Annotated in this window: 23 protein-coding genes; 14 read left to right on the top strand and 9 right to left on the bottom strand. The window is 61.7% G+C overall.

All coding sequences use genetic code 11. The features are described from left to right. Positions 1 to 552 precede the first annotated feature (552 nt). The 7 genes from L0Y14_RS02070 to L0Y14_RS02100 all read left to right on the top strand — a co-directional run bounded on the left by L0Y14_RS02070 (position 553) and on the right by L0Y14_RS02100 (position 8468). A complete protein-coding gene (locus L0Y14_RS02070; RefSeq protein WP_006473545.1) occupies positions 553 to 1305 on the top strand; it encodes an ATP-binding protein in 753 nt (250 codons plus the stop codon). Positions 1306 to 1492: 187 nt separating this feature from the next. Further along, positions 1493 to 2497: an outer membrane protein assembly factor BamB family protein gene (locus tag L0Y14_RS02075; RefSeq protein WP_006473547.1), complete on the top strand. Its 1005-nt coding sequence runs from the start codon at positions 1493 to 1495 to the stop codon at positions 2495 to 2497. Between the two features lie 2 nt (positions 2498 to 2499). Continuing rightward, a complete protein-coding gene (locus L0Y14_RS02080) occupies positions 2500 to 3039 on the top strand; it encodes a cytochrome P460 family protein (RefSeq protein WP_005958556.1) in 540 nt (179 codons plus the stop codon). Positions 3040 to 3169: 130 nt separating this feature from the next. Next, positions 3170 to 4117 (top strand): bifunctional riboflavin kinase/FAD synthetase, encoded by a 948-nt coding sequence (gene ribF / locus L0Y14_RS02085; RefSeq protein WP_005958557.1) that lies wholly within the window; start codon positions 3170 to 3172, stop codon positions 4115 to 4117. 112 nt (positions 4118 to 4229) lie between these two features. Beyond that, a complete protein-coding gene (gene ileS, locus L0Y14_RS02090; RefSeq protein WP_006473549.1) occupies positions 4230 to 7052 on the top strand; it encodes an isoleucine--tRNA ligase in 2823 nt (940 codons plus the stop codon). A 15-nt stretch (positions 7053 to 7067) separates the two neighbouring features. Continuing rightward, positions 7068 to 7538 (top strand): signal peptidase II, encoded by a 471-nt coding sequence (lspA, locus tag L0Y14_RS02095; protein ID WP_006473551.1) that lies wholly within the window; start codon positions 7068 to 7070, stop codon positions 7536 to 7538. A 225-nt stretch (positions 7539 to 7763) separates the two neighbouring features. After that, on the top strand, positions 7764 to 8468 hold the full coding sequence (locus L0Y14_RS02100; protein ID WP_006473552.1) for an SIMPL domain-containing protein: 705 nt from the start codon (positions 7764 to 7766) through the stop codon (positions 8466 to 8468). A gap of 9 nt (positions 8469 to 8477) precedes the next feature. Here the strand turns inward: L0Y14_RS02100 and L0Y14_RS02105 are convergent, their stop codons facing one another. From L0Y14_RS02105 to L0Y14_RS02115, 3 genes are all read right to left on the bottom strand, one after another. Further along, entirely contained in the window at positions 8478 to 9131 is a 654-nt protein-coding gene (locus tag L0Y14_RS02105; protein ID WP_240991547.1) for a cytochrome b/b6 domain-containing protein, read from the bottom strand. A gap of 14 nt (positions 9132 to 9145) precedes the next feature. Continuing rightward, positions 9146 to 9397 (bottom strand): FmdB family zinc ribbon protein, encoded by a 252-nt coding sequence (locus L0Y14_RS02110; RefSeq protein WP_005958563.1) that lies wholly within the window; start codon positions 9395 to 9397, stop codon positions 9146 to 9148. Positions 9398 to 9464: 67 nt separating this feature from the next. Further along, the gene (locus L0Y14_RS02115) at positions 9465 to 9887 is read right to left on the bottom strand and encodes a DUF420 domain-containing protein (RefSeq protein WP_006473554.1); all 423 of its coding nucleotides are present in this window, start codon (positions 9885 to 9887) and stop codon (positions 9465 to 9467) included. Between the two features lie 76 nt (positions 9888 to 9963). Here L0Y14_RS02115 and L0Y14_RS02120 point away from each other — a divergent pair, with 76 nt between their 5' ends. Continuing rightward, positions 9964 to 10539 carry a TrmH family RNA methyltransferase gene (locus tag L0Y14_RS02120; RefSeq protein ID WP_006473555.1) on the top strand — a complete coding sequence of 192 codons (576 nt, stop codon included), beginning with the start codon at positions 9964 to 9966 and terminating at the stop codon, positions 10537 to 10539. On the opposite strand, the gene L0Y14_RS02125 is transcribed toward L0Y14_RS02120, so the two are convergent. Genes L0Y14_RS02125 through L0Y14_RS02135 form a run of 3 tightly spaced genes read right to left on the bottom strand, consistent with a single transcriptional unit; the run spans position 10518 to position 12743 of the window. Continuing rightward, positions 10518 to 11117: a histidine phosphatase family protein gene (locus L0Y14_RS02125; protein ID WP_006473556.1), complete on the bottom strand. Its 600-nt coding sequence runs from the start codon at positions 11115 to 11117 to the stop codon at positions 10518 to 10520. The two genes, L0Y14_RS02120 and L0Y14_RS02125, sit on opposite strands and share 22 nt — an antisense overlap. Positions 11118 to 11120: 3 nt before the next feature. Next, on the bottom strand, positions 11121 to 11987 hold the full coding sequence (ampE, locus tag L0Y14_RS02130) for a regulatory signaling modulator protein AmpE (RefSeq protein WP_006473557.1): 867 nt from the start codon (positions 11985 to 11987) through the stop codon (positions 11121 to 11123). A 48-nt stretch (positions 11988 to 12035) separates the two neighbouring features. Then, complete coding sequence (locus L0Y14_RS02135; RefSeq protein ID WP_006473558.1) at positions 12036 to 12743, bottom strand: ComF family protein; 708 nt, start codon at positions 12741 to 12743, stop codon at positions 12036 to 12038. An 80-nt stretch (positions 12744 to 12823) separates the two neighbouring features. On the opposite strand from L0Y14_RS02135, the gene bioB reads away from it, so the two are divergent. From bioB to L0Y14_RS02165, 6 genes are all read left to right on the top strand, one after another. Next, a complete protein-coding gene (bioB, locus tag L0Y14_RS02140) occupies positions 12824 to 13828 on the top strand; it encodes a biotin synthase BioB (RefSeq protein ID WP_251859243.1) in 1005 nt (334 codons plus the stop codon). Between the two features lie 58 nt (positions 13829 to 13886). Further along, positions 13887 to 15053 (top strand): 8-amino-7-oxononanoate synthase, encoded by a 1167-nt coding sequence (gene bioF / locus L0Y14_RS02145; protein ID WP_006473561.1) that lies wholly within the window; start codon positions 13887 to 13889, stop codon positions 15051 to 15053. Then, positions 15053 to 15823 (top strand): pimeloyl-ACP methyl ester esterase BioH, encoded by a 771-nt coding sequence (gene bioH / locus L0Y14_RS02150; RefSeq protein WP_006473562.1) that lies wholly within the window; start codon positions 15053 to 15055, stop codon positions 15821 to 15823. The genes bioF and bioH overlap by 1 nt, the downstream gene beginning before the upstream one ends. Before the next feature lie 20 nt (positions 15824 to 15843). Continuing rightward, positions 15844 to 16692: a malonyl-ACP O-methyltransferase BioC gene (bioC, locus tag L0Y14_RS02155; RefSeq protein WP_006473563.1), complete on the top strand. Its 849-nt coding sequence runs from the start codon at positions 15844 to 15846 to the stop codon at positions 16690 to 16692. Beyond that, the gene (gene bioD / locus L0Y14_RS02160) at positions 16689 to 17357 is read left to right on the top strand and encodes a dethiobiotin synthase (protein ID WP_005958573.1); all 669 of its coding nucleotides are present in this window, start codon (positions 16689 to 16691) and stop codon (positions 17355 to 17357) included. The genes bioC and bioD overlap by 4 nt, the downstream gene beginning before the upstream one ends. A 324-nt stretch (positions 17358 to 17681) precedes the next feature. Next, complete coding sequence (locus L0Y14_RS02165) at positions 17682 to 18212, top strand: lipid-binding SYLF domain-containing protein (protein ID WP_005958574.1); 531 nt, start codon at positions 17682 to 17684, stop codon at positions 18210 to 18212. Between the two features lie 65 nt (positions 18213 to 18277). Here the strand turns inward: L0Y14_RS02165 and rpoH are convergent, their stop codons facing one another. From rpoH to ftsE, 3 genes are all read right to left on the bottom strand, one after another. Continuing rightward, positions 18278 to 19126 carry an RNA polymerase sigma factor RpoH gene (gene rpoH / locus L0Y14_RS02170; protein ID WP_005958575.1) on the bottom strand — a complete coding sequence of 283 codons (849 nt, stop codon included), beginning with the start codon at positions 19124 to 19126 and terminating at the stop codon, positions 18278 to 18280. A gap of 123 nt (positions 19127 to 19249) precedes the next feature. Continuing rightward, on the bottom strand, positions 19250 to 20212 hold the full coding sequence (ftsX, locus tag L0Y14_RS02175) for a permease-like cell division protein FtsX (protein ID WP_005958576.1): 963 nt from the start codon (positions 20210 to 20212) through the stop codon (positions 19250 to 19252). Further along, a complete protein-coding gene (gene ftsE / locus L0Y14_RS02180; RefSeq protein WP_039959456.1) occupies positions 20212 to 20886 on the bottom strand; it encodes a cell division ATP-binding protein FtsE in 675 nt (224 codons plus the stop codon). Before ftsE ends, ftsX begins: the two co-directional genes overlap by 1 nt. Positions 20887 to 20910: the final 24 nt, after the last annotated feature.

Below are 20910 nucleotides of genomic sequence, written 5' to 3' on the forward strand. Positions count from 1 at the left end.
ACAGCCTGTTTGGTAGAACCTTGGCCACCATTGCGTTGGTCTCTGTCGGATTTCAGCTGCTGACTCTGAGTGTATTGGCCTTCTACGTGTTGGTCCCCTTGGGAAAACGTGCCACCGACGACTTGGCGGCGGTGATGGTGCACGCCATGCAGCGCTGGGAAAGGCTGCCGGAGCAGGAACGCCCGGCGTTCCGCAAGATTCTGAAACAAAATCATGACCTGACCCTGGTGGTTACAGATACCCCCCTTCCCGACAACACCGATTTCTTACCCTATTTCTATTTTCTCAGGCAGGCGCTTGCCCGGCGCGTTGGCGATGAAGTGCGCCTCAAGACAAGCCGTGATGCCAAAGGCAATGAGTGGATCTGGGCCGAGATACCGGACTATAGCCAAAAGCTGCGTCTGGGATTTCTCCGCTCACGTATCGGGATTCAACCGCCATTGGCATTGTTGCTTCTGTTCTGCGCCGGCACGGTGCTGACCTTTTTTACCGCAGCGCTCCTGGCGCGACGGCTCACCATCCCCCCTCGAACGCGTCTCCCGCTCGGCACGGATGATCGGAAAAGGCAGCTGGCCGGAACCGGTAAGGGAAGAAGGGCCGGAGGAGTTGCAGGTTCTGACGCAGACATTCAATCGAATGAGCCAGCAGGTGAAAGAGTTGCTGGCCAACAGGACACTGCTGCTGGCCGGAATCTCCCACGATCTCCGCACTCCGCTCACTCAGGTGCAACTGGCCTTGGAGATGCTGCCTGATGAAGGTGGTGACGCGGAACTGATGGCGGGAATCAAACGGGATCTCGCCACGATAAACCGGTTGATCAGTGAAACTATGCAGATCAGCCTGGAACTTGAAAAGCAGGAGCAGGTGCAGACGGATATCACCAACGTATTGGACGACATCATCCAGGCTGCACGTTCAGGTGGTAAAGAGATCGAATGGGTGGGCAACCGATCCTGCATGAGAAAACTGAATCCACTGGCGCTGCGTCGCGTCGTCACCAATCTGCTGGAGAATGCTATCCGTTACGGTGATGCAAAACCGGTCAAGGTCGAATTGGAATGTGACGATAGCCTGCTCACAATCAGGATTCAGGATCAGGGGCCGGGTATCCCGGCAGATCAGCGGGAGTCCGTTTTTCGCCCGTTTTATCGTCTGGAAAAATCCCGTAGTACCACCACAGGAGGCAGCGGCTTGGGACTGGCCATCGTGCGCCAGCTGGCCGACGCTAACGGTTGGGAGGTTAACCTACAGCCTGCCTTCCGAACCGGCACTGTTGCCCTCATCACCATCCCCCGGATGGAATAACCGACGCGAAAGAGCACCGACTCTACTTCCGTTTTTTTATAACTATTCAGCCCCCCCTTTTCATGGAACTGCTGAATAGTGACTAAATCTTTTCCCTTTCTTGAATCCGTCGCCTGCTCTGCTGCGTATTGAGTTTTGAATGGGGTGCGATGGTGCCCTCAACTCATGCCAGGCGGGGTGCAGGGATATGTACAAGACTTATCTGATCGGTGTGGTGCTTCTACTGACCACACACCCCGCTGCCGCTGTGGAATATGCGGAAAACCCCCTGCTTTTGAACGAGCATCTGCTGGTCTCCGATCAGGGCCTGGCGGTTTACGATCCGGTAACCCTGCGACTGCGCTGGTCGGTGCTGCAGGGTGAGCAGACCCTGGAGCCAGTGGTTGCCGATGGCCTGGTGCTGTTGAGCGGGGGGCAGGGCCTGCAGGCACTCGATCTTGCCAGCGGCAAGACCCGCTGGCGTTGGCGGAGCGAGACAACCCTGTTTTCACCCAGCCTGGATGAGGGGGTCGCCTACCTGTCCGGGGAAGATGGCACACTGGTGGCGCTGCGGCTGGTGGATGGTGAGCGCTTGTGGCAGCGCCGCTTCGATGGATGGGTCTACCCGCCTGCTGTGTTCGGTGAATTGCTGATTACCGGCGGCAGCGAAGGTCTGCTCTGGGCGGTGGATCGCCGCAGTGGTGAGCTGCGCTGGCAGCGCCCGCTCGGACAGGAGCTGATCTATAGTCCGCGAGCGCTCGACTCCGGCTCTGTTGTTGTCACTACCTTCGCCGGCGAGGTGAAGGTCTACTCCGCCCAGGGAGAGCTGCGTTGGACGCGGCGCTTCGCCAGTCTGAAGTCTGGCCTGCTGGTGAGCGGGGAGCGGATCCTGCTGAGCGGGTTGGATGGTCGGATCGATGCACTTGATGCGGCAACTGGTGAGTCATTGTGGCAGCGATCCCTCGGCGAACGCCTTACCCTGCCGGCAGCGCTGCATGGTGAACGTCTGCTGGTTGTCGGTGATGCGGGACATTTGTTTGAAATCGACACTGGTGACGGCCGGCTGATTAGTCGTACTCGCCTGATAGGTGAACCGGTGGCCGCCCCCCTCGTCTATCCCCAACACACACTGTTCTTTATGCGTTCTCGGGCCTTGCCGAGGGCAGTATTAATTCCACGCCAATCTGGCGACAACAACGACCAGGAGATCTGATCATGATGAATAAGAAAACCGTTGCACTGGCCCTCTCTTCGCTGCTGTTTGCCTCGGCGCTCTCAGCCGCACCGTTTGGCGGTAAGGATGATGTCGACTACGCCGGTAAGCTCTGGCACAACTTGAGTGCCTCTGGTCTGGTGGGGGAGGGTGCGATCATGTCGACCCCCTACACCGGCATGCACCCCCATGGCGCGATCCTCGACACTATCGATGCTACCGCCCGGGTCGGTTCTGATGAGGGGGTGGTGATCATCAAACGTAACTACGGCGGCACGGGGGTCAGCAAGCAGGCGGTGGCCAACGAACCGAACAAGTTCCTCAAGGCGGTCACCGTGATGTTCAAGCGCACCGGCTACGATCCGGACAACAAAGACTGGTTCTGGGTCAAGTATGCTCCTAACGGCAGCGTGCTGAAGAACCCTAAGGGGATGTCGCTGGCAGGGCGTGTCGCCAAGGGTATGCCGAAGGGCTGTATCGCTTGCCACACCGGCGCCCCGGGCGGTGACATGGTGTTCAATCACGATCGCTATGCAAAATAGGCTGGCTTCGTTTCGGGAGTGGAGCTGATTTTTCGATAGGGACGCCGTTTGTGCCGCGAACGGCGTTCCCAAGGATTCCCAAATTCCACGCAATGCCTATAATTACTGCTCGCAATGGGGAGCGGTTTTCATGCAGGTAATTCGTGGCTTACACAACATCCGGGCACACCATCACGGCTGTGTGGCAACCATTGGCAACTTTGATGGGGTCCATCTCGGGCATCAGTCGGTGTTGCGCCACCTGCGGGAGAAGGGGGCAGAGTTTGGTCTGCCGGCTACAGTGATCACCTTCGAGCCCCAGCCGCGGGAGTTTTTCACCCCGGGTGCCGCCCCGGCGCGCCTCACCCGACTGCGTGAAAAACTGCAGGCGATGTATGAGGCCGGCATCGAGCGGGTGGTGATTCTCGAGTTCAACCGCAAATTCTCCGTCATGCCGGCGCGGGAGTTTGTCATCGAGCTGCTGATCCAGGGGCTTGGTGTGCGTTTTCTCTCAGTGGGCGATGACTTCCGCTTCGGCCTTGGTCGCGCGGGGGATTTCCACCTGCTGCAGGCGATGGGCAGCGAGCACGGTTTCGAGGTAGAGAATATGAACACCTTTAAGCTGGATGCCGACCGGGTCAGCAGTACCCGTATCCGCGAGCTGCTCAGCCGCGGTGATCTGGATCGCGCCGCTGCCTGCCTGGGTCGACCCTACCGCATCTGCGGCCGGGTGGCGCACGGTGACAAGCGCGGCCGCACCATCGGTTTTCCCACCATGAATGTCGACCTGCACCGCCACGTTAGCCCGTTGCGTGGGGTGTTCGCAGTGCGGGTGCATGGCCTGGCTGAGGGTGTGCTGCCCGGTGTCGCCAATATCGGTACTCGTCCGACGGTGTGTGGCGACCCCCGCTATCTGTTGGAAGTCCATCTGTTCGATTTCAACCGTGTCGTCTACGGTGAGCATCTGCAGGTGGAGTTTGTGCACAAGCTGCGCGACGAGAAGAAGTTCGGCTCCTTTGAGGAGCTGCGGGCGCAGATTCTGGAGGATGCGCGGCTAGGCAGAGAGTGGCTCAATGTCCCCCAGTCGCAGCCGGCCTGAGCCGGTTCGCGGGCGGCTGCTAGTCCACCTGCTATAGATCAGGGCTTTACGCCCCGGCCGCGTTTGCGGTTCAATACGGCTCTTTTGTTTATTATCGGGCAGGCATCCCTCCGTGATCGACTACAAGCAGACTCTCAATCTCCCCAAAACCGCCTTTCCCATGCGCGGCAATCTGGCCCAGCGTGAGCCGCAGATGCTCAAGCAGTGGGAAGAGAAGAAGCTCTACGCAAAGATCCGTGAGACCGCAGCTGGCCGGCCCAAATTCATCCTCCACGATGGCCCCCCCTACGCCAACGGCAATATCCACATCGGCCATGCGGTCAACAAGATCCTTAAGGACATCATCGTCAAGAGCCGCACCCTGGACGGCTTCGATGCTCCCTACGTGCCCGGTTGGGACTGCCACGGCTTGCCCATCGAGCTGCAGGTGGAGAAGAAGATCGGCAAGCCCGGCGGCAAGGTGACCAGCAGCCAGTTCCGCAAGGCGTGCCGCGAATACGCCGCCAAACAGGTGGATGGCCAGCGCGAGGACTTCAAACGGCTTGGCGTGCTCGGCGAGTGGGACAACCCCTACCTCACCATGGATCACCGATTCGAGGCGGATATCGTGCGCTCACTGGGCCGCATCGTCGAGCAGGGGCACGTACACAAGGGCTCCAAGCCGGTGCACTGGTGCACCGATTGCGGCTCGGCGCTGGCCGAGGCAGAGGTGGAGTATCAGAACAAGGATTCCTTCGCCATCGACGTGCGCTTCCGCGTGCTTGAAGAGCCGGCCCTGTTCGATCGCTGCCACCATGTGCCAGACGGTTTGGGCGAGGGGCCGATCAACATGGTGATTTGGACCACCACCCCCTGGACTCTGCCCGCCAACCAGGCGGTGGCTCTTAACCCGAGCCTGGAGTACGCGGTGGTGCAGTGCGATGGACCGCTCGGCAACGAGCGCATGGTGATCGCCGATGCCATGCTGAAGGATGTGATGGACCGCTACGGCATCGAAAAATATCATGTGCTCGGCTATGCCAAGGGCGAGGCCTTCGAAGGGCTGAAACTGCAGCACCCCTTCTATGATCGCCAGGTGCCGGTGATCCTCGGCGAGCACGTTACCCTCGAGGCGGGTACCGGCGCGGTGCATACCGCCCCCGGCCACGGCCTCGACGACTATGTGGTGGGTCAGCGCTACGGGCTGCCGGTGGACAATCCGGTGGGCAACAACGGTTGTTTTGTCGAAGGCACCGAACTGTTCGCCGGGCAGCACGTCTTCTCCGCCAACGAGAAGGTAATCGAGGTCCTCAAGGCGCGCGGCGCACTGGTGCGCGAGGAGCGGCTCAACCACAGCTATCCGCACTGCTGGCGTCACAAGACACCGATCATCTTCAGGGCCACTCCGCAGTGGTTCATCAGCATGGACCAGGCCGGGCTGCGCGCATCGGCGATGCGCGAGATCGAGCAGGTCGAGTGGCTGCCCGACTGGGGCAAGGCACGCATTCAGGGCATGGTGGAGAACCGTCCCGACTGGTGCATCTCGCGCCAGCGCACCTGGGGCGTGCCGATCACCCTGTTCATCCACAAGGAGACAAACGAGCTCCACCCCGACTCTGCCGAATTGGTGAAAGAGGTCGCCAAGCGGGTCGAAGAGCGTGGCTTCGAGGCCTGGTTCGAGCTCGACGCCAAAGAGCTGCTGGGCGATCAGGCCGGTGACTACACCAAGGTCACCGACTCGCTGGATGTCTGGTTCGACTCCGGCGTGACCCACCAGTGCGTGCTGCAGGCCCGCGACTATTTGAGCTACCCCGCCGACCTTTATCTGGAGGGCTCAGATCAGCACCGCGGCTGGTTCCAGTCCTCCCTGCTGACCTCGGTGGCGATGAACGGTTGCGCCCCCTTTAAACAGGTGCTGACCCACGGTTTTACCGTCGACGAGAAGGGCGAGAAGATGTCCAAGTCGAAGGGCAACGTGATGGCACCGCAGAAGGTGACCAAAAACCTTGGTGCCGACATCATCCGCCTGTGGGTGGCGGCCACCGACTATCGCAACGAGATGAGCGTCTCCGACGAGATCCTCAAGCGCACCGCCGACGCCTACCGGCGCATCCGCAACACTACGCGATTTCTGCTCTCCAACCTCAACGGCTTCGACCCGGCACAGCATATGGTCGCTGCGGGCGAGATGATCGAGCTCGACCGCTGGGCGGTGGACCGCACCCTGCAGCTGCAGCAGGAGATCGCTGATGCCTACAAAGGCTACCAGTTTCACCTGATCTACCAGAAGATACTCAACTTTTGTGTCACCGAGCTGGGCGGTTTCTATCTCGACGTGATCAAGGATCGCCAGTACACCACTCAGGCAGATAGCCTGCCGCGCCGCTCCTGCCAGACCGCCATGTATCACATCGTTGAGGCGATGGTGCGCTGGCTGGCGCCGATCCTCAGCTTCACCGCCGACGAGGTCTGGGCGCACATGCCCGGCGAGCGCGGCGAGAGTGTGTTCCTGGAGGGCTGGTACGAGGGGCTGTTTGCGCTGGATGCCGGTGACAGTTTTGACCGCGCCTTCTGGGGCCAGGTGATCGCGGCGCGCAACGCGGTGGGCAAGGCGCTGGAACCGTTCCGCGCCGATGGTAACGCCTCCCTAGATGCGGAGATCGACCTCTACTGTGACGATCAGCTAAAGGCCGCGCTCGACAAGCTGGGCGACGAGCTGCGCTTCGTGCTGATCACCTCCGACGCCAGGGTGCATGCGATGGCCGATCTGCCCGATGATGCTGCCTCCAGCGAGTTGGAGGGGCTGGCGGTTCGTGTCACTGCCTCGGCTTACGGCAAGTGCCCCCGCTGCTGGCACCACCGCGAGGATGTTGGCGCCAACAGCGAACACCCGGAGCTCTGTGGCCGCTGCGTGGAGAATGTCGTGGGCGAAGGCGAAGCTCGCCGCTTTGCCTGAATGGGGAGGGAGAGGATGCAGCGCTGGCTCTGGCTCGCATTGGTTGTAATCGTTTTCGATCAGTTGAGCAAACAACTGGCTGAGGCCTTTCTCAACTTGCATCAGCCGGTCTATCTGCTGCCGTTTTTCGATCTCACCCTGATGTACAACAAGGGCGCGGCGTTCAGTTTTCTCAGCGATCAGGGGGGCTGGCAGCGTTGGTTTTTTATCGGCCTGGCGCTGGCGGTGACCAGCTATCTGGTATTCTGGGTGCGGCGCCTGGGCAGAGGTGAACGCTGGGTTGCGGTGGCCCTGTCGCTGGTGATCGGCGGTGCGATCGGTAATGTGGTCGACCGAATCTTCTACGGTCAGGTGATCGACTTTATCCATCTCCACTACCAGCAGTGGTACTGGCCCGCCTTCAATATTGCCGACTCCGCGATCACTGTCGGGGTGGTGGTGCTGATCTTCGACTCGCTGTTTCTGGCGTCGAAACGCTCAAACTGAGCCGCTGCCTTCTAACGCCCGAGCGACTCCGGTTGGACGAACCTCGCGCCTCTCTCTATGCTCCTGTTTCAGGACACCAGAGCCTGTAGGAGCGTCCGCTTGCGCCGCGAACACCCTTTGCACTGATTGATTCGCGCCGCAAGCGGACGCTCCTACAGATTTTTCCAGCCGTGGAATAGGATTTGGTGCATAGTTGTTTTTTACACAACTGATAGGAAGGTGACGATGCGCAACAAGATTCTGCTCAATGGGCTGGCTGGCCTGCTATTGCTGGCTGCGGTTCCGGCACTTCAGGCCGATGAGGATGCCACCCTCTACGACCGGGTCCGGCTGGAGGTTAGTGCTGAGCAGCAGGTCTCCAACGATACCCTGGTGGCGGTGCTCTATGTGCAGACCGAAGGCACCAACACTGCTGCCCTGGCCAACGAGGTGAATCGCAAGATGGGCTGGGCGATCGGCCAGGCGAAGCTGGCCGATGGGGTAAAGAGTCAGACTCTCGACTACCGTACCAATCCGATCTACCGGAAGCAGGTGCTCACCGGCTGGCGGGTGCGCCAGTCGCTGCGACTGGAGAGCAACGATAGCACCAAGCTGAGCGCTCTGATCGGCACTCTGCAGAAGCAGTTGGCGGTGGAGTCGATCAGCTATCAGGTCTCATCTGCGGCCCGCAAGGTGGCCCAGGATGAGCTGATCGAACAGGCGCTGACCGATTTCCGTGCACGTGCTGCGCTGGTTGCCAAGGCGTGGCAGCGTCCGGGTTACCGGCTGGTGGAACTCAATATCAACAGTGGTGGCAATATCCCCCAGCCGAGGCAGATGCGCATGATGGCGATGGATATGGCGGCTGATGCGGTTAGCGCGCCGCCACTGCAGGCCGGCACCCAGCAGGTGCAGGTGAGTGTCAGCGGCGTGGTGGAACTGACCCCCTGAGGTTGATGGCTATTTTCGGAGGGAGCGGCGCAGTGTCTCCAGCGAGACGCTCTGGGTGCTGCCAGCTGCCTTCTGCTCGGGGCGCTCGACATGAAAGGTGCGGAAGCCGCTGACCATGCCGGAGATGTCGGAACCCTCGCCGGCGGCGTCATGGCTGAATACCGCAGGGATATGCAGCAGGGCAAACCAGCCGATCAGCAGATAGCTGAGCTGGTGTAGGTGCTGGAGACTGATCCCGCCCCAGAAGGCGATCTCCCGCTGCAGTGCTAGGCCGCTGAGTGCCGCCAGCGCCAAAAAGAAGAAGAGTGCCAGATAGATCGGCCCCCACAGTGGGTTGTGCGCGTACCACTTGGGCAGCGGCAAGCGCCCCAGGCTGAAATAGAAGAGCAGCAGCTGCCCGGCCTGCTGCAGGCGGTGCCGGTTAGGTTCGCAGTCGGAGATGTGATCGCTGCCTTGGCCAAGGACGAGCAGATAGATCCGTACCAGCAGTGCCGGGATCAATAGTGCAGCGAAGATCGAATGGAACTCACCCGCCTCGCTGCGCAACGTCGGGGCATGACCGATCAGCCAGCCAGAGGCGAGTAGGCCGAACACCGCCAACGCCATGGTCCAGTGGCTGAGACGCAGCCAGCGGCTCCAGACCCGGATTCGGCTGACCGGCATCGACTCCATCCCTATCACTCCAACCCGCAGCTGCCGCCGGGGCAGCAGCCACCGCTGGCGCAGGGCGGTGCCTCGTTGCGGCTGGCCCCACTGATCACTGCTGGGCCGCTCAGCAGCTTCTTCACCGGCGCATCCAGCGGGGTGTCGCCGGGTTCGATGCTGGCCTTATCGCAGAGTTCGCCCCAGGTGCTGAGCAGTTCACTCATCTTGTGGCTCACCTCGACGGTGCGGCTGTTGGTCTCGCAGAAGTAGTCGTATGTGGGCATCTTTGGCTCCTCTCTCGGAAATTTTGAAAGGTTATTCTCTGTGAAATCGAGCTGGCAATGATAATCGTTAAGACGTGGGATAGAAGAGGTAGATGTTAACTAGGCCGCCCAGGTGGGTGAACAGCCAGAGCGGGATCAGCAGCCGGCCATAGCGCCGGTGGTGTCGATTGAAGTGGCTATCTGGCCCTGCCAGCAGGCGTGCGGCGATCAGCAGAGCAGCGCCGATCAGCGGCAGCAGCGCAACGCTGCCATGGAAGGCGATCCAGCCGACATACTCCGGCGGCACCTCGACCTTTAGCTCGGGATAGCGGTAGCGCAGCAGATAGAGTGCGACAAACAGCCAGGCACCGGCAGTGACCGTCATCATCAGGTTGCGGTGCAGTCTGATTCTGCCCGCTCTGACGGCCCGCCAGGTGATCAGCAGCAGGGCGATGGCGATTAGTGCCCAGCTCAGGCTGAAATAGGTGAAGAGTGTCTGGTAGCTGGGCATGTTTGTGGTCACTCGGAACAGGCCGGGGCGGCTTTGTTGTTTGCTAACATCCGGGCAGAACGTATCATGGCGAGCCATGTTACGTCAGCGAAAAAGCAAACGGGAACGGCGCGAATCACGCGATCAGGCGCTCGCCCGCTACATCAAGCAGAAGAACCGCAACCTGCTGGCCCAGCCAGGTCCGCACGACTTCATCATCGTGCTCGATCATATGAAGGCGGGTTTCAATGTGGCGAAGATCTTCCGCAGCGCCGAGGCGTTTGGCGCCCATGAGATCCATCTGGTGAATATCGGCCCCTTCGATCCCTCGCCGGCCAAGGGCTCTTTCAAAAAGGTGCCGGCACGCTTTTTTGAGCGGTTTGAGGAGAGCCATGCCGAGCTGAAGCGACGAGGCTATCAGTTGATTACCCTCGACGCAGGCTGTGGTGATTCACTGATCGACACCCCGCTGCCGCAAAAGTGCGCCTTTATACTCGGCCACGAGGAGTTTGGCCACAGCTTCGAGCCTGAGGAGTACCCGGATATCGGCTGCCTCTCGATCCCCCAGTTCGGTCAGGTGGAGAGCCTCAACGTGGCGGTGGCCGCCTCGGTGGTGATGTTTGAGTATGTGCGTCAGCATGCCGCTGAAGATCAGAGCTTGCGTCGCCCTTGAAACATAACCGTAGGCGGCCGCTCCGCCGTAATCTGGATGCGGCTGATCGAGGCGGTGGGGATCGACATCCGGTACATTGCGAACAGCGGTGCGCGTAGGGTGCGGGCGATGACGGCGCGGATTACGCCGGCGTGAGCGACGATCAGCAGATGCTTGCCTGGGTGCTGTTCTAGGGTCTCTGTCACGGCCGCATTGACCCGCCTACTGAAGCCCTCCAGGGGTTCGGCGCCGTCCGGCCGGTGGTAGACCGGGTCGTGGTAGAAGTGCCTCATCTTCTCCGCTAATTGGGCGCGCAGTTCGCTGCTGGTGTGGCCCTCCCAACTGCCAAAGCCGACCTCCACCAGGCGCTCGTCATATTCCAGGGGGATCGCCAGCCGTTCGCTTAGTTGCTGGGCAAACTCGCTGCAGCGGCGTAGCGGTGAGGCGATGATGCGTTGCCAGGGGGTATCGCCGGAGGCAGCATGCCACATCTGTTGCCAGCCCCGTTCGCTCAGCGGATCGTCGATCTGGCCGCGGTAGCGGTGCCCACCGCGGGGCTCGCCGTGGCGCAGCAGGTCTAGGGTGGTCTTCTCCGGCATGACTTAGATCCAGCCGGCGAGGGTGAGTAGTGCCAGCAGCAGGATCCAGCTGATCAGTGCGCGCCATACCAGGCTCATTGCCGCTTCTACCAGATAGAGGCCGTCATTGCTTGAGACCTCGGCCTGCTCTAACACGTTGTTCATGCGCAGTGCGCCGCTGCCGGTGGCCACCAGCAGGCCACCGCTGCTGTTCTCGGAATAGTTGCGCCAGGCGAATAGCGCATCTTCAAAGCTCCCGGCAATTGCGTAGGAGAATGCGGTGATGCGTACCGGTAGCCAGTCGAGCAGGCCCAGCAGGTCGCGGCTGGCGTGGTAGAAGTCGAGGCTCTCATCGGCCAGGCGGCTGGAGGGCAGCAAGCTGGCAACACGGTAGAGTATGGCGCCCAGCGGGCCAAGCAGCAGGAACCAGAAGATCACAGCGAACAGTCGGCTGTTGGCTTGGCTGAGGATGCCTTCGGTTACTGCCTGGGAGTAGGCCGGCTCCTGGGTCGGCGGTTCGTCGCCGATGAGCTGGCGGGCGATTACCCGCGCCTGGTCCTCGTTGCCCCGCTCGCGGGCTTCGACAAAGCGGCTGGCCTGCTGGTCCAAATCCTGTGGACCAAAGCAGAACAGCAGCAGTGCGCCGGCAAACAGCAGGCTGGGCAGGTCAAACAACATGCCATCGAGCAGTGCCTGCAGTAGCGCCACCAGCAGTAGAGGTGGTAGCAGCAGGCCGATGACACCGCCAAAGCCCTGGGTGAGCTTGGATGATAACTCCTGCTCCTGATACCAGCTGCTGTAGCGGGCAAACCAATGTGGGTCGCGCAACTCTTGCTGCTGTAGCAGAAAACGCTCGGCGATCAGGCAACTGATAATTATTAGCAGGCTCATGGTCGGCAGTGTCCCCAAAGGTGTGCCAACTTTCAAGCACTAGAGGGCCTAGGGTGTGCGGGCGATGGCCCAGACATCAACCCGCTCGGCACCGGCGCGTTGCAGAGTGCGGGCAAGTTCCGACACGGTGCTGCCGGTGGTAACCACATCATCGAGCAGGGCGATGTGCTGCATTTCGATCCCGCCGCTGACGCGAAATGCGCCGCGCATGTTCTGTTGGCGCTTCTTTTTGTCCAGGTCGGCTTGGGCGTGGGTGTCACGCAGTCGCTCTACCTGATGGCTGGCCAGCTTCAGCCCAAACCGCCGAGCGATGGGGCGGGCGATCTCCAGCGCCTGGTTATAACCGCGTTGGCGCTGGCGATCGGGATGCAGCGGCACCGGTAGCAGCAAATCTGGCATCGCTGCCTGCTGTTCGCACAGATAACGGCACAGTAGCCAGGCAAACAGTTGTGCATGCTGCAGTTTATTGTGGAACTTCAGGCCGGTTATCAGATGGGAGAGGGCATTGTCGTAGATCAGCGGTGCGTAGCAGTGCTCGAAGGGTGGCGGCTTGCTGATGCAGTGGCCACAGATCGATCCTGCCGGGGTGCCAGGGGGGAGAGGCAGGGCGCAGCGGCGGCAGGGGCTGAGGTTGCGGAAAAGTGCAGAATCACAGGCGTCGCATAGATCCCGTCCATGCCGGGCCTTCCCGCCACAGAGCAGGCAGCGGGAGGGGAAGAAGGTCTCTTGTATGAGATCTATCCAATTGTAAACCATGGCGTCCATTCTTGGTTGACAGGTGGGCTGTGATCTTTAACATGCCGGGGTTTGAATCCATTTTCCCTGGGCAGGCTGATATGAACGACACCATTCTACGTCATGACTGGCGCATCGAGGAGATCGAAGCGCTGCTGGATCTCCCCTTCAACGACCTGCTGTTCCGCGCTCAGACCCTGCACCGGGCCCACTTCGACCCGAATCAGGTGCAGGTCAGCAGCCTGCTCAGCATCAAGACCGGCGCCTGCTCCGAGGATTGTGGCTACTGCTCCCAGAGCGCCAAATACAATACCGATGTGGAGCCCGAGCGGCTGTTGCCGGTGGGGGAGGTGATTGAGGCCGCCTCGGCGGCCAAGGCGAAAGGCGCCAGCCGCTTCTGCATGGGGGCGGCCTGGCGCAATCCCACCGACAAGAATCTGGAGCGGGTGATCGAGATGGTCGAGGCGGTGCACGGGATGGGCATGGAGACCTGCATCACCCTCGGCATGTTGACCGAGGCCCAGGCCCAGCGGCTGAGCGAGGCGGGACTCGACTACTACAACCACAATCTTGATACCTCCCCCGAGTTCTACGGCGAGGTGATCACCACTCGCACCTTTGAGGACCGCCTCGATACCCTAGCCCATGTGCGCAATGCCGGCATCAACGTCTGCTCCGGCGGCATCCTCGGCATGGGTGAGTCGCGTCGTGACCGGGCGCGCATGCTGCAGGAGCTGGCGAACCTGCCACGCCATCCCGAATCGGTGCCGATCAACATGCTGGTGCCGGTGGAGGGCACTCCGCTCTACGACGCCGAGGGCATCGATCATCTGGAGTTCATCCGCACCATCGCGGTGGCGCGCCTGCTAATGCCCGAATCCTACGTGCGCCTCTCCGCCGGACGTGCTGAGATGAGCGATGAGGCCCAGGCGCTCTGTTTCCTGGCTGGCGCCAATTCGATCTTCTATGGTGAGCGCCTGCTGACCACCGATAATCCTGAGACGGATGCCGACCGGCAGCTGTTCAACCGCCTCGGCCTCACGATGGAGGCGAGCGTAGAGAGCATGGTGAAGGCGGCCAAGGGGTCGTGCCGCAAGTCGGCATAGGTGATGGCAGTGGTAGGAGCGCTACTCGCAGCGCGAATCGGTGCCGGGTTATGAACGGATGACCGAGAAGAGCCTCGACAAGCGGCTCCAGCAGCGTCGTCGCGATGGCCTCTATCGCAGCCGCCGTCTGCTGCAGAGCCCACAGCAGCCTGAACTGCAGCTGGATGGCCGGTCGATGCTGGCGTTCTGTTCCAACGACTATCTGGGACTGGCCAATCATCCGGAGCTGAAGGCGGCGATGCACGCCGGTATCGACCGCTGGGGTGCCGGCAGTGGCGCGGCGCACCTGATCAGTGGCCACAGCGCTGCCCACCATGCCCTGGAGGAGGAGCTGGCCGAGTTCACCGGACGTGAGCGGGCACTGCTCTTCTCCACCGGTTACATGGCCAACCTGGGGGTGCTCGCCGCCCTCACCGATCGTGGCGACACGATCTTCCAGGATCGCCTCAACCACGCCTCGCTGATCGATGGCGGCCTACTGAGCCGGGCTAGGCTCAGGCGCTATCCCCATGCCGATCTGGCCGTGCTGGAACGGCTGCTGGCGGATACTCAGAGCGGACGCAGACTGATCGCCACCGATGGGGTGTTCAGCATGGACGGTGATCTGGCGCCTCTGGGGGCGCTGGCCCGACTGGCAAAGGCGCACGATGCCTGGCTGATGGTGGATGATGCCCACGGTCTCGGTGTGCTGGGTGAACATGGCGGCGGCAGCCTGGAACAATTCGGCCTGGACGCGGCAGAGGTGCCGATCCTGATGGGCACCCTGGGCAAGGGCCTGGGCAGCTTTGGCGCCTTTGTCGCCGGTAGTGAGAGCCTGATCGAGCCCCTGATCCAGCAGGCCCGTCCTTACGTCTACACTACCGCCTCCCCGCCGGCGCTGGCCGAGGCGACCCGCGCCGCGCTGCGGATCGTGCAGAGTGAGCCTTGGCGACGCCAGCGGTTGGCTGAACTGATCGCCCGCTTTCGCCAAGGGGCGCAGCAGTTGGGTCTGCCGTTGATGGCGTCGCAGACACCGATCCAGCCGATCGTCGCCGGCGCGGCAGCCACTGCCCTAGCCTGGAGCCGGCAGCTAGAAACAGCAGGGATTCTGCTCAGCGCGATCCGCCCGCCCACCGTGCCCGAGGGCAGCGCGCGGCTGCGCGTGACCCTCTCCGCTGCGCACACCGATGAGCAGCTCGACCGGCTGCTGGATGCACTGGCGCAGTTGCGTCCGGAGGGTTTGTGATGCGGCTGCACGTCGAACAGCTGGGCAGTGGTCCCGATCTGCTGCTGTTGCACGGCTGGGGGATGAACCGCGCGGTCTGGTCTGGATTCGCCGAGCGCCTGGCCGTCAGCTACCGGGTCAGCTTGGTTGATTTGCCGGGTCATGGGCAGAGCCCTTGGGGTGGCCGCAGTGCGCTGGCCGATTGGGTTGATGCGGTGTTGGCGGTGGCCCCGCTGCGGGCCATCTGGTGTGGTTGGTCGTTGGGTGGTCAGCTGGCGCTGAGGGCGGCGTTGGATGCGCCGGAGCGGGTTGTTTCGTTGCTTGGGATCGCTGCCACGCCGCGCTTTGCCGCCGCTGAGGCGTGGCCCTGTGCGATGGAGCCTCGCACCCTCGATCAGTTCATCGCCAACCTGCAGCGTGACCACCGCAAGACCCTGGAGCGTTTTCTCGCCCTGCAGGTGCGCGGCAGTGAAGCGTCACGGGAGCAGCTGCGTCTGCTGCGCAGCCGGCTGGCTGAGTTGCCCGATCCTCATCCTGAGGCGCTGCAGGCGGGTCTGGCGCTGCTCAAGTCGGTCGATCTGCGTGCAGAGCTGGCCGCGCTGGAGGTGCCGAACGGTTGGCTGTTTGGCGAGCGCGACACCCTGGTGCCCGAGGCTGCGGCGCAGGGGCTGGCTGAGTTGCAGCCTGGTGCCGCTGTCGGGGTGATTCCAGGCGCGGCCCATGCGCCATTTCTCTCCCATCCCGATGCGACCCTGGGCCTGTTGCAAGCGCTGTTGAAGGCGGCCCGGTGAAGGTGTTTGCGGAGACCCCGATGATAGACAAGAATCAGGCGAGACGCTCGTTTGCCCGTGCCGCGGCGCGCTACGATGAGGTGGCGGTTCTGCAGCGGGAGACTGCGCAGCGCATGCTCGAACGGCTCGACTACATCCGCCATCAGCCGGCGGTAATCCTCGATGTTGGTGCCGGTACTGGCGAGGCGACGGCGAAGCTGGCGGCCCGCTACCGTAAGGCGCAGGTGATCGCGCTCGATTTTGCCCTGCCGATGTTGCAGCAGGCACGCCGGCGCGGACCACTGTTTCGAAAGCCGCATTGTCTCTGCGGTGATGCGGAACAGCTGCCGCTGGCGGATGCCAGTGTCGATCTGATCTATTCCAACGCCGCGCTGCAGTGGTGCAACGATCTCAATGCCACCTTCCGCGAGTTGCTGCGGGTACTGTGTCCCGATGGCCTGCTGATGTTCTCCACCTTTGGCCCCGACACCCTGCATGAGCTGCGCCATAGCTGGGCCCAGGTGGATGGCATGCCCCACGTCAGCCCCTTCCCCGAGATGCACCAGGTGGGCGATGCGCTAGTGTCCGCCGGTTTTGCTGACCCGGTGGTGGATGTGGAGCGAGTTACCCTCACCTATGAGGCGGTGCCGGGGCTGATGCGGGATCTCAAGACCCTCGGCGCGCACAATGTGACCCGGGGGCGTCACAAGGGGCTGACCGGTAAGGGGCGCCTGCAGGCGATGTACCAGGCCTATGAGGCGTTTCGCCGGGATGGGCGACTGCCCGCCACCTATGAGGTGGTCTACGGTTCAGCCTGGGCTCCGAAACAACGCACAGAAGATGGGGTCACCAGTATTTCTTTGGATATGTTTCGACAAGGCCTGCGATGATGCGGCGGGGCTTCTTTGTCACCGGCACCGATACCGGGTGCGGCAAGACTGAAATCACCCTCGGCTTGATGCGGCAGATGAAAGATAGCGGCTACCGCACGCTGGGGATGAAGCCGGTGGCATCGGGTGCTGTGCCAACCGCCGCAGGCTTACGCAACGAGGATGCCAGCCGGATTCGTGCCGAATCCAGTACCGCGGTCCCCTATGAGCGGGTCAATCCCTATGCCTTTGAGCCACCGATCGCACCCCATCTGGCGGCGCAGCAGGCGGGCGTGTCGATCAGGCTCGAGACGATCCTCCAGGCCTATCAATGGCTGGCAGCGCAGGGTGATTGCACGGTGGTCGAGGGGGTGGGGGGCTGGCGTGTGCCACTGGCGGCTGGTCTGTCGGTTTCTGATTTGCCCCAAGCGCTGCAGCTGCCGGTGATCCTGGTGGTCGGGCTGCGCCTGGGCTGCATCAACCATGCGTTGCTGAGTGCCGAGGCGATTCTCGCCACCGGGGTGGAGTTGGTGGGCTGGGTGGCCAACCATGTAGACCCGGACATGCTCATCCAGCAAGAAAATCTGCAGAGTCTCAAGGCGCTGATGCCTGCCCCTTGTGTCGGTGAGGTGCCGTTTCTGGCACAACCAGATACAGCCGCAGTTTCGGAGTGCCTGACGCTCTGACAAGGCCCAAGCATTACCTTGCCCAGAAAACACTGATTTAATCGCCTGCCGCCTCCGTAAAGGGCTCTATCCTGAAGGGGGCAAGCGCCAGAGTCCCCGCTCATTTTAGGGAAGAGAGAGGCCCTGGCAAGTTATTATGACTCCCGTGCCAGCTATTTCAGAGAGACGGTCGCCAGTGTCGCGGAGGAACGGGGTATTGGCTGCTGCAATCAGAGGCCCCTTAAACTTTCCTCATCTCTGCCCGACTACCGGGGTCCATCTTTAAGCGTTATCTCACCTATGCTGTCTACTGATAGCAATAATCAATGATGCGGAGGTCTTTCTATGAAACTCAAGCAGCCATTCAGCCTGGTTTTGACGCTATTTTTGGTGATCTTTTCACAGCTGCTGCAGGCCTGGGATGCGAATGATGTCAAAAAAGCGAATGAGGCGATCGCCGAATTCAAAAAGGCCGATCCGGATCTGCAGGCGTTTTTTGATCAGGCGCGAGGCTACGCGGTCTTTCCTACCGTGGGTAAGGGTGGTTTCGGCCTGGGGGGTGCCTATGGTAAGGGTGTGGTCTACGAGCAGGGCAAGCCGATTGGCAATACCTCTGTGACCCAGCTGACCATTGGTTTTCAGCTCGGTGGCCAGGCCTATCGGGAGGTCATCTTCTTCAAAGATAAAAAAACGCTGGATGACTTCAAGCAGGGCAACTATGAGCTGGGAGCCCAGGCCTCGGCCGTGGCGGTAAAGGCAGGCGTCTCCGCTGATGCCGACTACAAGAATGGGGTGGCGGTGTTTACCATCGCTAAAGGTGGTTTGATGTATGAGGCGAGTGTCGGTGGGCAGAAGTTCAGCTACACGCCCAAGTAACAATTCTTGTGATGCGAAAAAGGCGGCCGGTGGCCGCCTTTTACTTTTCGGGGGAAGAGCTTGGGTCAGGCAGCGATCTGCCCCTTGAGCTTCTTCATTGCAGCCTTTTCGATCTGGCGTATGCGCTCAGCAGAGACGCCAAAGCGTTTGGCCAACTCATGCAGGGTCGCCTTCTTTTCGCTCAGCCAGCGCGCCTGCAGAATCTCCCGGCTGCGTTCGTCCAGTGATTCGAGGGCTGTGCCCAACTGCTCTTGTAGATGAGCGGCGCTGTCTGCCGACTCCAGCTGAGCCGAGGGCTCCATGCTGTGATCCGGCAGGAATCCCGCCGGTGTGGCGGGTGCATCTTCGTCATCGCTGTTCGGGCCATCGAAGGCAAGGTCCCGGGCTGCGAGACGCGCTTCCATCTGTAGCACAGTCTCTGGTTTTACTCCCAGATCTTCGGCCACACCCTCGACCTCTTCTCGGGAGAACCAGCCGAGCCGCTTCTTGCTGCTGCGCAGATTGAAGAAGAGCTTGCGCTGTGCCTTGGTGGTGGCGACCTTGACGATGCGCCAGTTGCGCAGGATGAACTCGTGGATCTCCGCTTTGATCCAGTGCACGGCGAAGGAGACCAAACGCACGCCCACATCCGGGTCGAAGCGTTTTACCGCCTTCATCAGACCGACCGTGCCCTCCTGTACTAGATCGGGCAATGCCAGGCCGTAGCCGGAGTAGCCGCGGGCGATACGGATGACAAAGCGGATGTGGGACATCACCAGCATGCGGGCAGCCTGCAGGTCCTGCTGGTCGCGCAGCTGCAGCGCCAGCGAGCGCTCTTCCTCTGCGCTCAGCATCGGCAGCTGATAGGCTGCGCCGACATAGGCGTCGAAACTGCCGGTCGGCAGAGCGATGGGAATGGTGAGTTCCTTAGTCATCTAATACCCCAGTAGTTTACTGCTAAATTATGTTAGCACTCATGTTAGGAGAGTGCCAGTTTCTGCTGAATATGACCAACAGGAGGCAAAAGGGTTCCCGCGTAAGGATCTGAACTGCGTGGACTAAGTCGGCTCGATGGCGCTGAGGTGGCGTCCCACCGCGACCCAGGAGCCGAGCAGCCCTAACAGGGCGCTACCGCTGAAGATATTCAGCACCATCAGCGAGTTGATCGAGGAGAGGCTGAAGGCGGTCTCGTAGAGCAGTGCCAGCTCTGCCACCGGGCTGCTCAGCAGGCCGATGGAGCTGGCTACCAGCAGCCAGGCGATGATGCCGCCAAACAGCCCGTACCAGAGTCCGGTATAGAGAAACGGGCGGCGGATGAAGGCGTTGGTGGCGCCAATCAGTTTGCTGATCTCGATCTCGCCGTGACGGTTCTGGATCTCTAGCCGGATGGTGTTGCCGATGATCAGCAGCACCGCCATACCGAGCAGGCCGGCCAGCACCAGCACCCCACGCTGGGCGATTTCGGTGATCGCCTGTAGTCGCCTGACCCACTGCATATCGAGCTGAACGATGTCGGCCTCAGGCAGCTTTTTCAACTCCTGCAGCAGCCGCTGGGCGCGCTCTGCGGTGGCTTGGTCGATGTTTGGTTGGATGATCAGCAACGCAGGCAGAGGGTTGCCGCCAAGCGTGTCGAGTGCCTCGTCGAAGCCGCTCAGGCGGCGAAACTCCGCCAGTGCTTGGGCCTTGGAAACAAAGCGGATCTCGGCGATCCGCGAGTGGCGTGCCAGCCGCTGCTGCAGCGTGCGCGCCTGTTGGTCGCTGATCTCCTGCTTGAGGAACAGGGAGATGCTGGCGCCGCTCTCCCAGTTGCCGCTGAGCGCCTCCAGGTTGTTCAGCAGCACATGCAGGCCGATCGGCAACGCCAGTGCGATGCCGATTACCGCCGAGGTCATCAGGGTGGCGAGAGGGGCGTGCAGCAAGCGTCCGAGCGAGCTGATCGCCACCTGCAGATGGCGCAGCAGCCAAGTGTCTAGGCGCAGGCGGCTGCGACGCTTGAACTGCAGATTGCGGGGGCGGGCCATCAGTACAGCTCCCGGCGGTTGTCGCGGGTCAGATGGCCGTTGCTGAGGGTCAGGATACGGCGCCCCATGCGCGCGATCAGGTCGAGATCATGGGTTGCGATCATCAGCGTGACGCCGACCTGGTTGAACTGGGTGAACAGATCCATGATCTCCCGTGAGAGCTCCGGATCGAGGTTGCCGGTGGGCTCGTCGGCCAGCAGCAGCGGCGGTTTGCTGACCACCGCGCGGGCGATGCCGACCCGCTGTTGCTCGCCGCCGGAGAGGGTGACCGGGGCCGCTCGCTCCTTGCGCAGCAGCCCGACCTTGTCCAGCGCGGCGCGCACCCGGCGGCCGATCTCCTTGTGGCCGAGACCGGTGACGATTAGCGGCAGCGCCACATTGTCGAATACGGTACGGTCGGGCAGCAGGCGATGATCCTGGAAGATCATGCCGACCTCGCGCCGGTGGTAGGGGATGTGGCGTGAGCGCAGCCGGTTCAGGTTGCGTCCGTTGACGTGCACCTGGCCGCGGCTAGAGCGCTCCAGCAGGCCGATCAGTTTTAGCAGGGTGCTCTTGCCGGCGCCGGAGTGGCCGGTGAGGAAGACCATCTCGCCATCCTCGACCCGCAGGGTGACGTTGTTGAGGCCATCGTGACCGCCAGGGTAGCGTTTAGTGACGTTGTCGAAGTGGATCATCGCCATGCGAAGAGGCTCCTCATC

Source organism: Candidatus Endoriftia persephonae (genome assembly GCF_023733635.1).
GTDB classification, from domain to species: Bacteria; Pseudomonadota; Gammaproteobacteria; order Chromatiales; family Chromatiaceae; genus Endoriftia; species Endoriftia persephonae.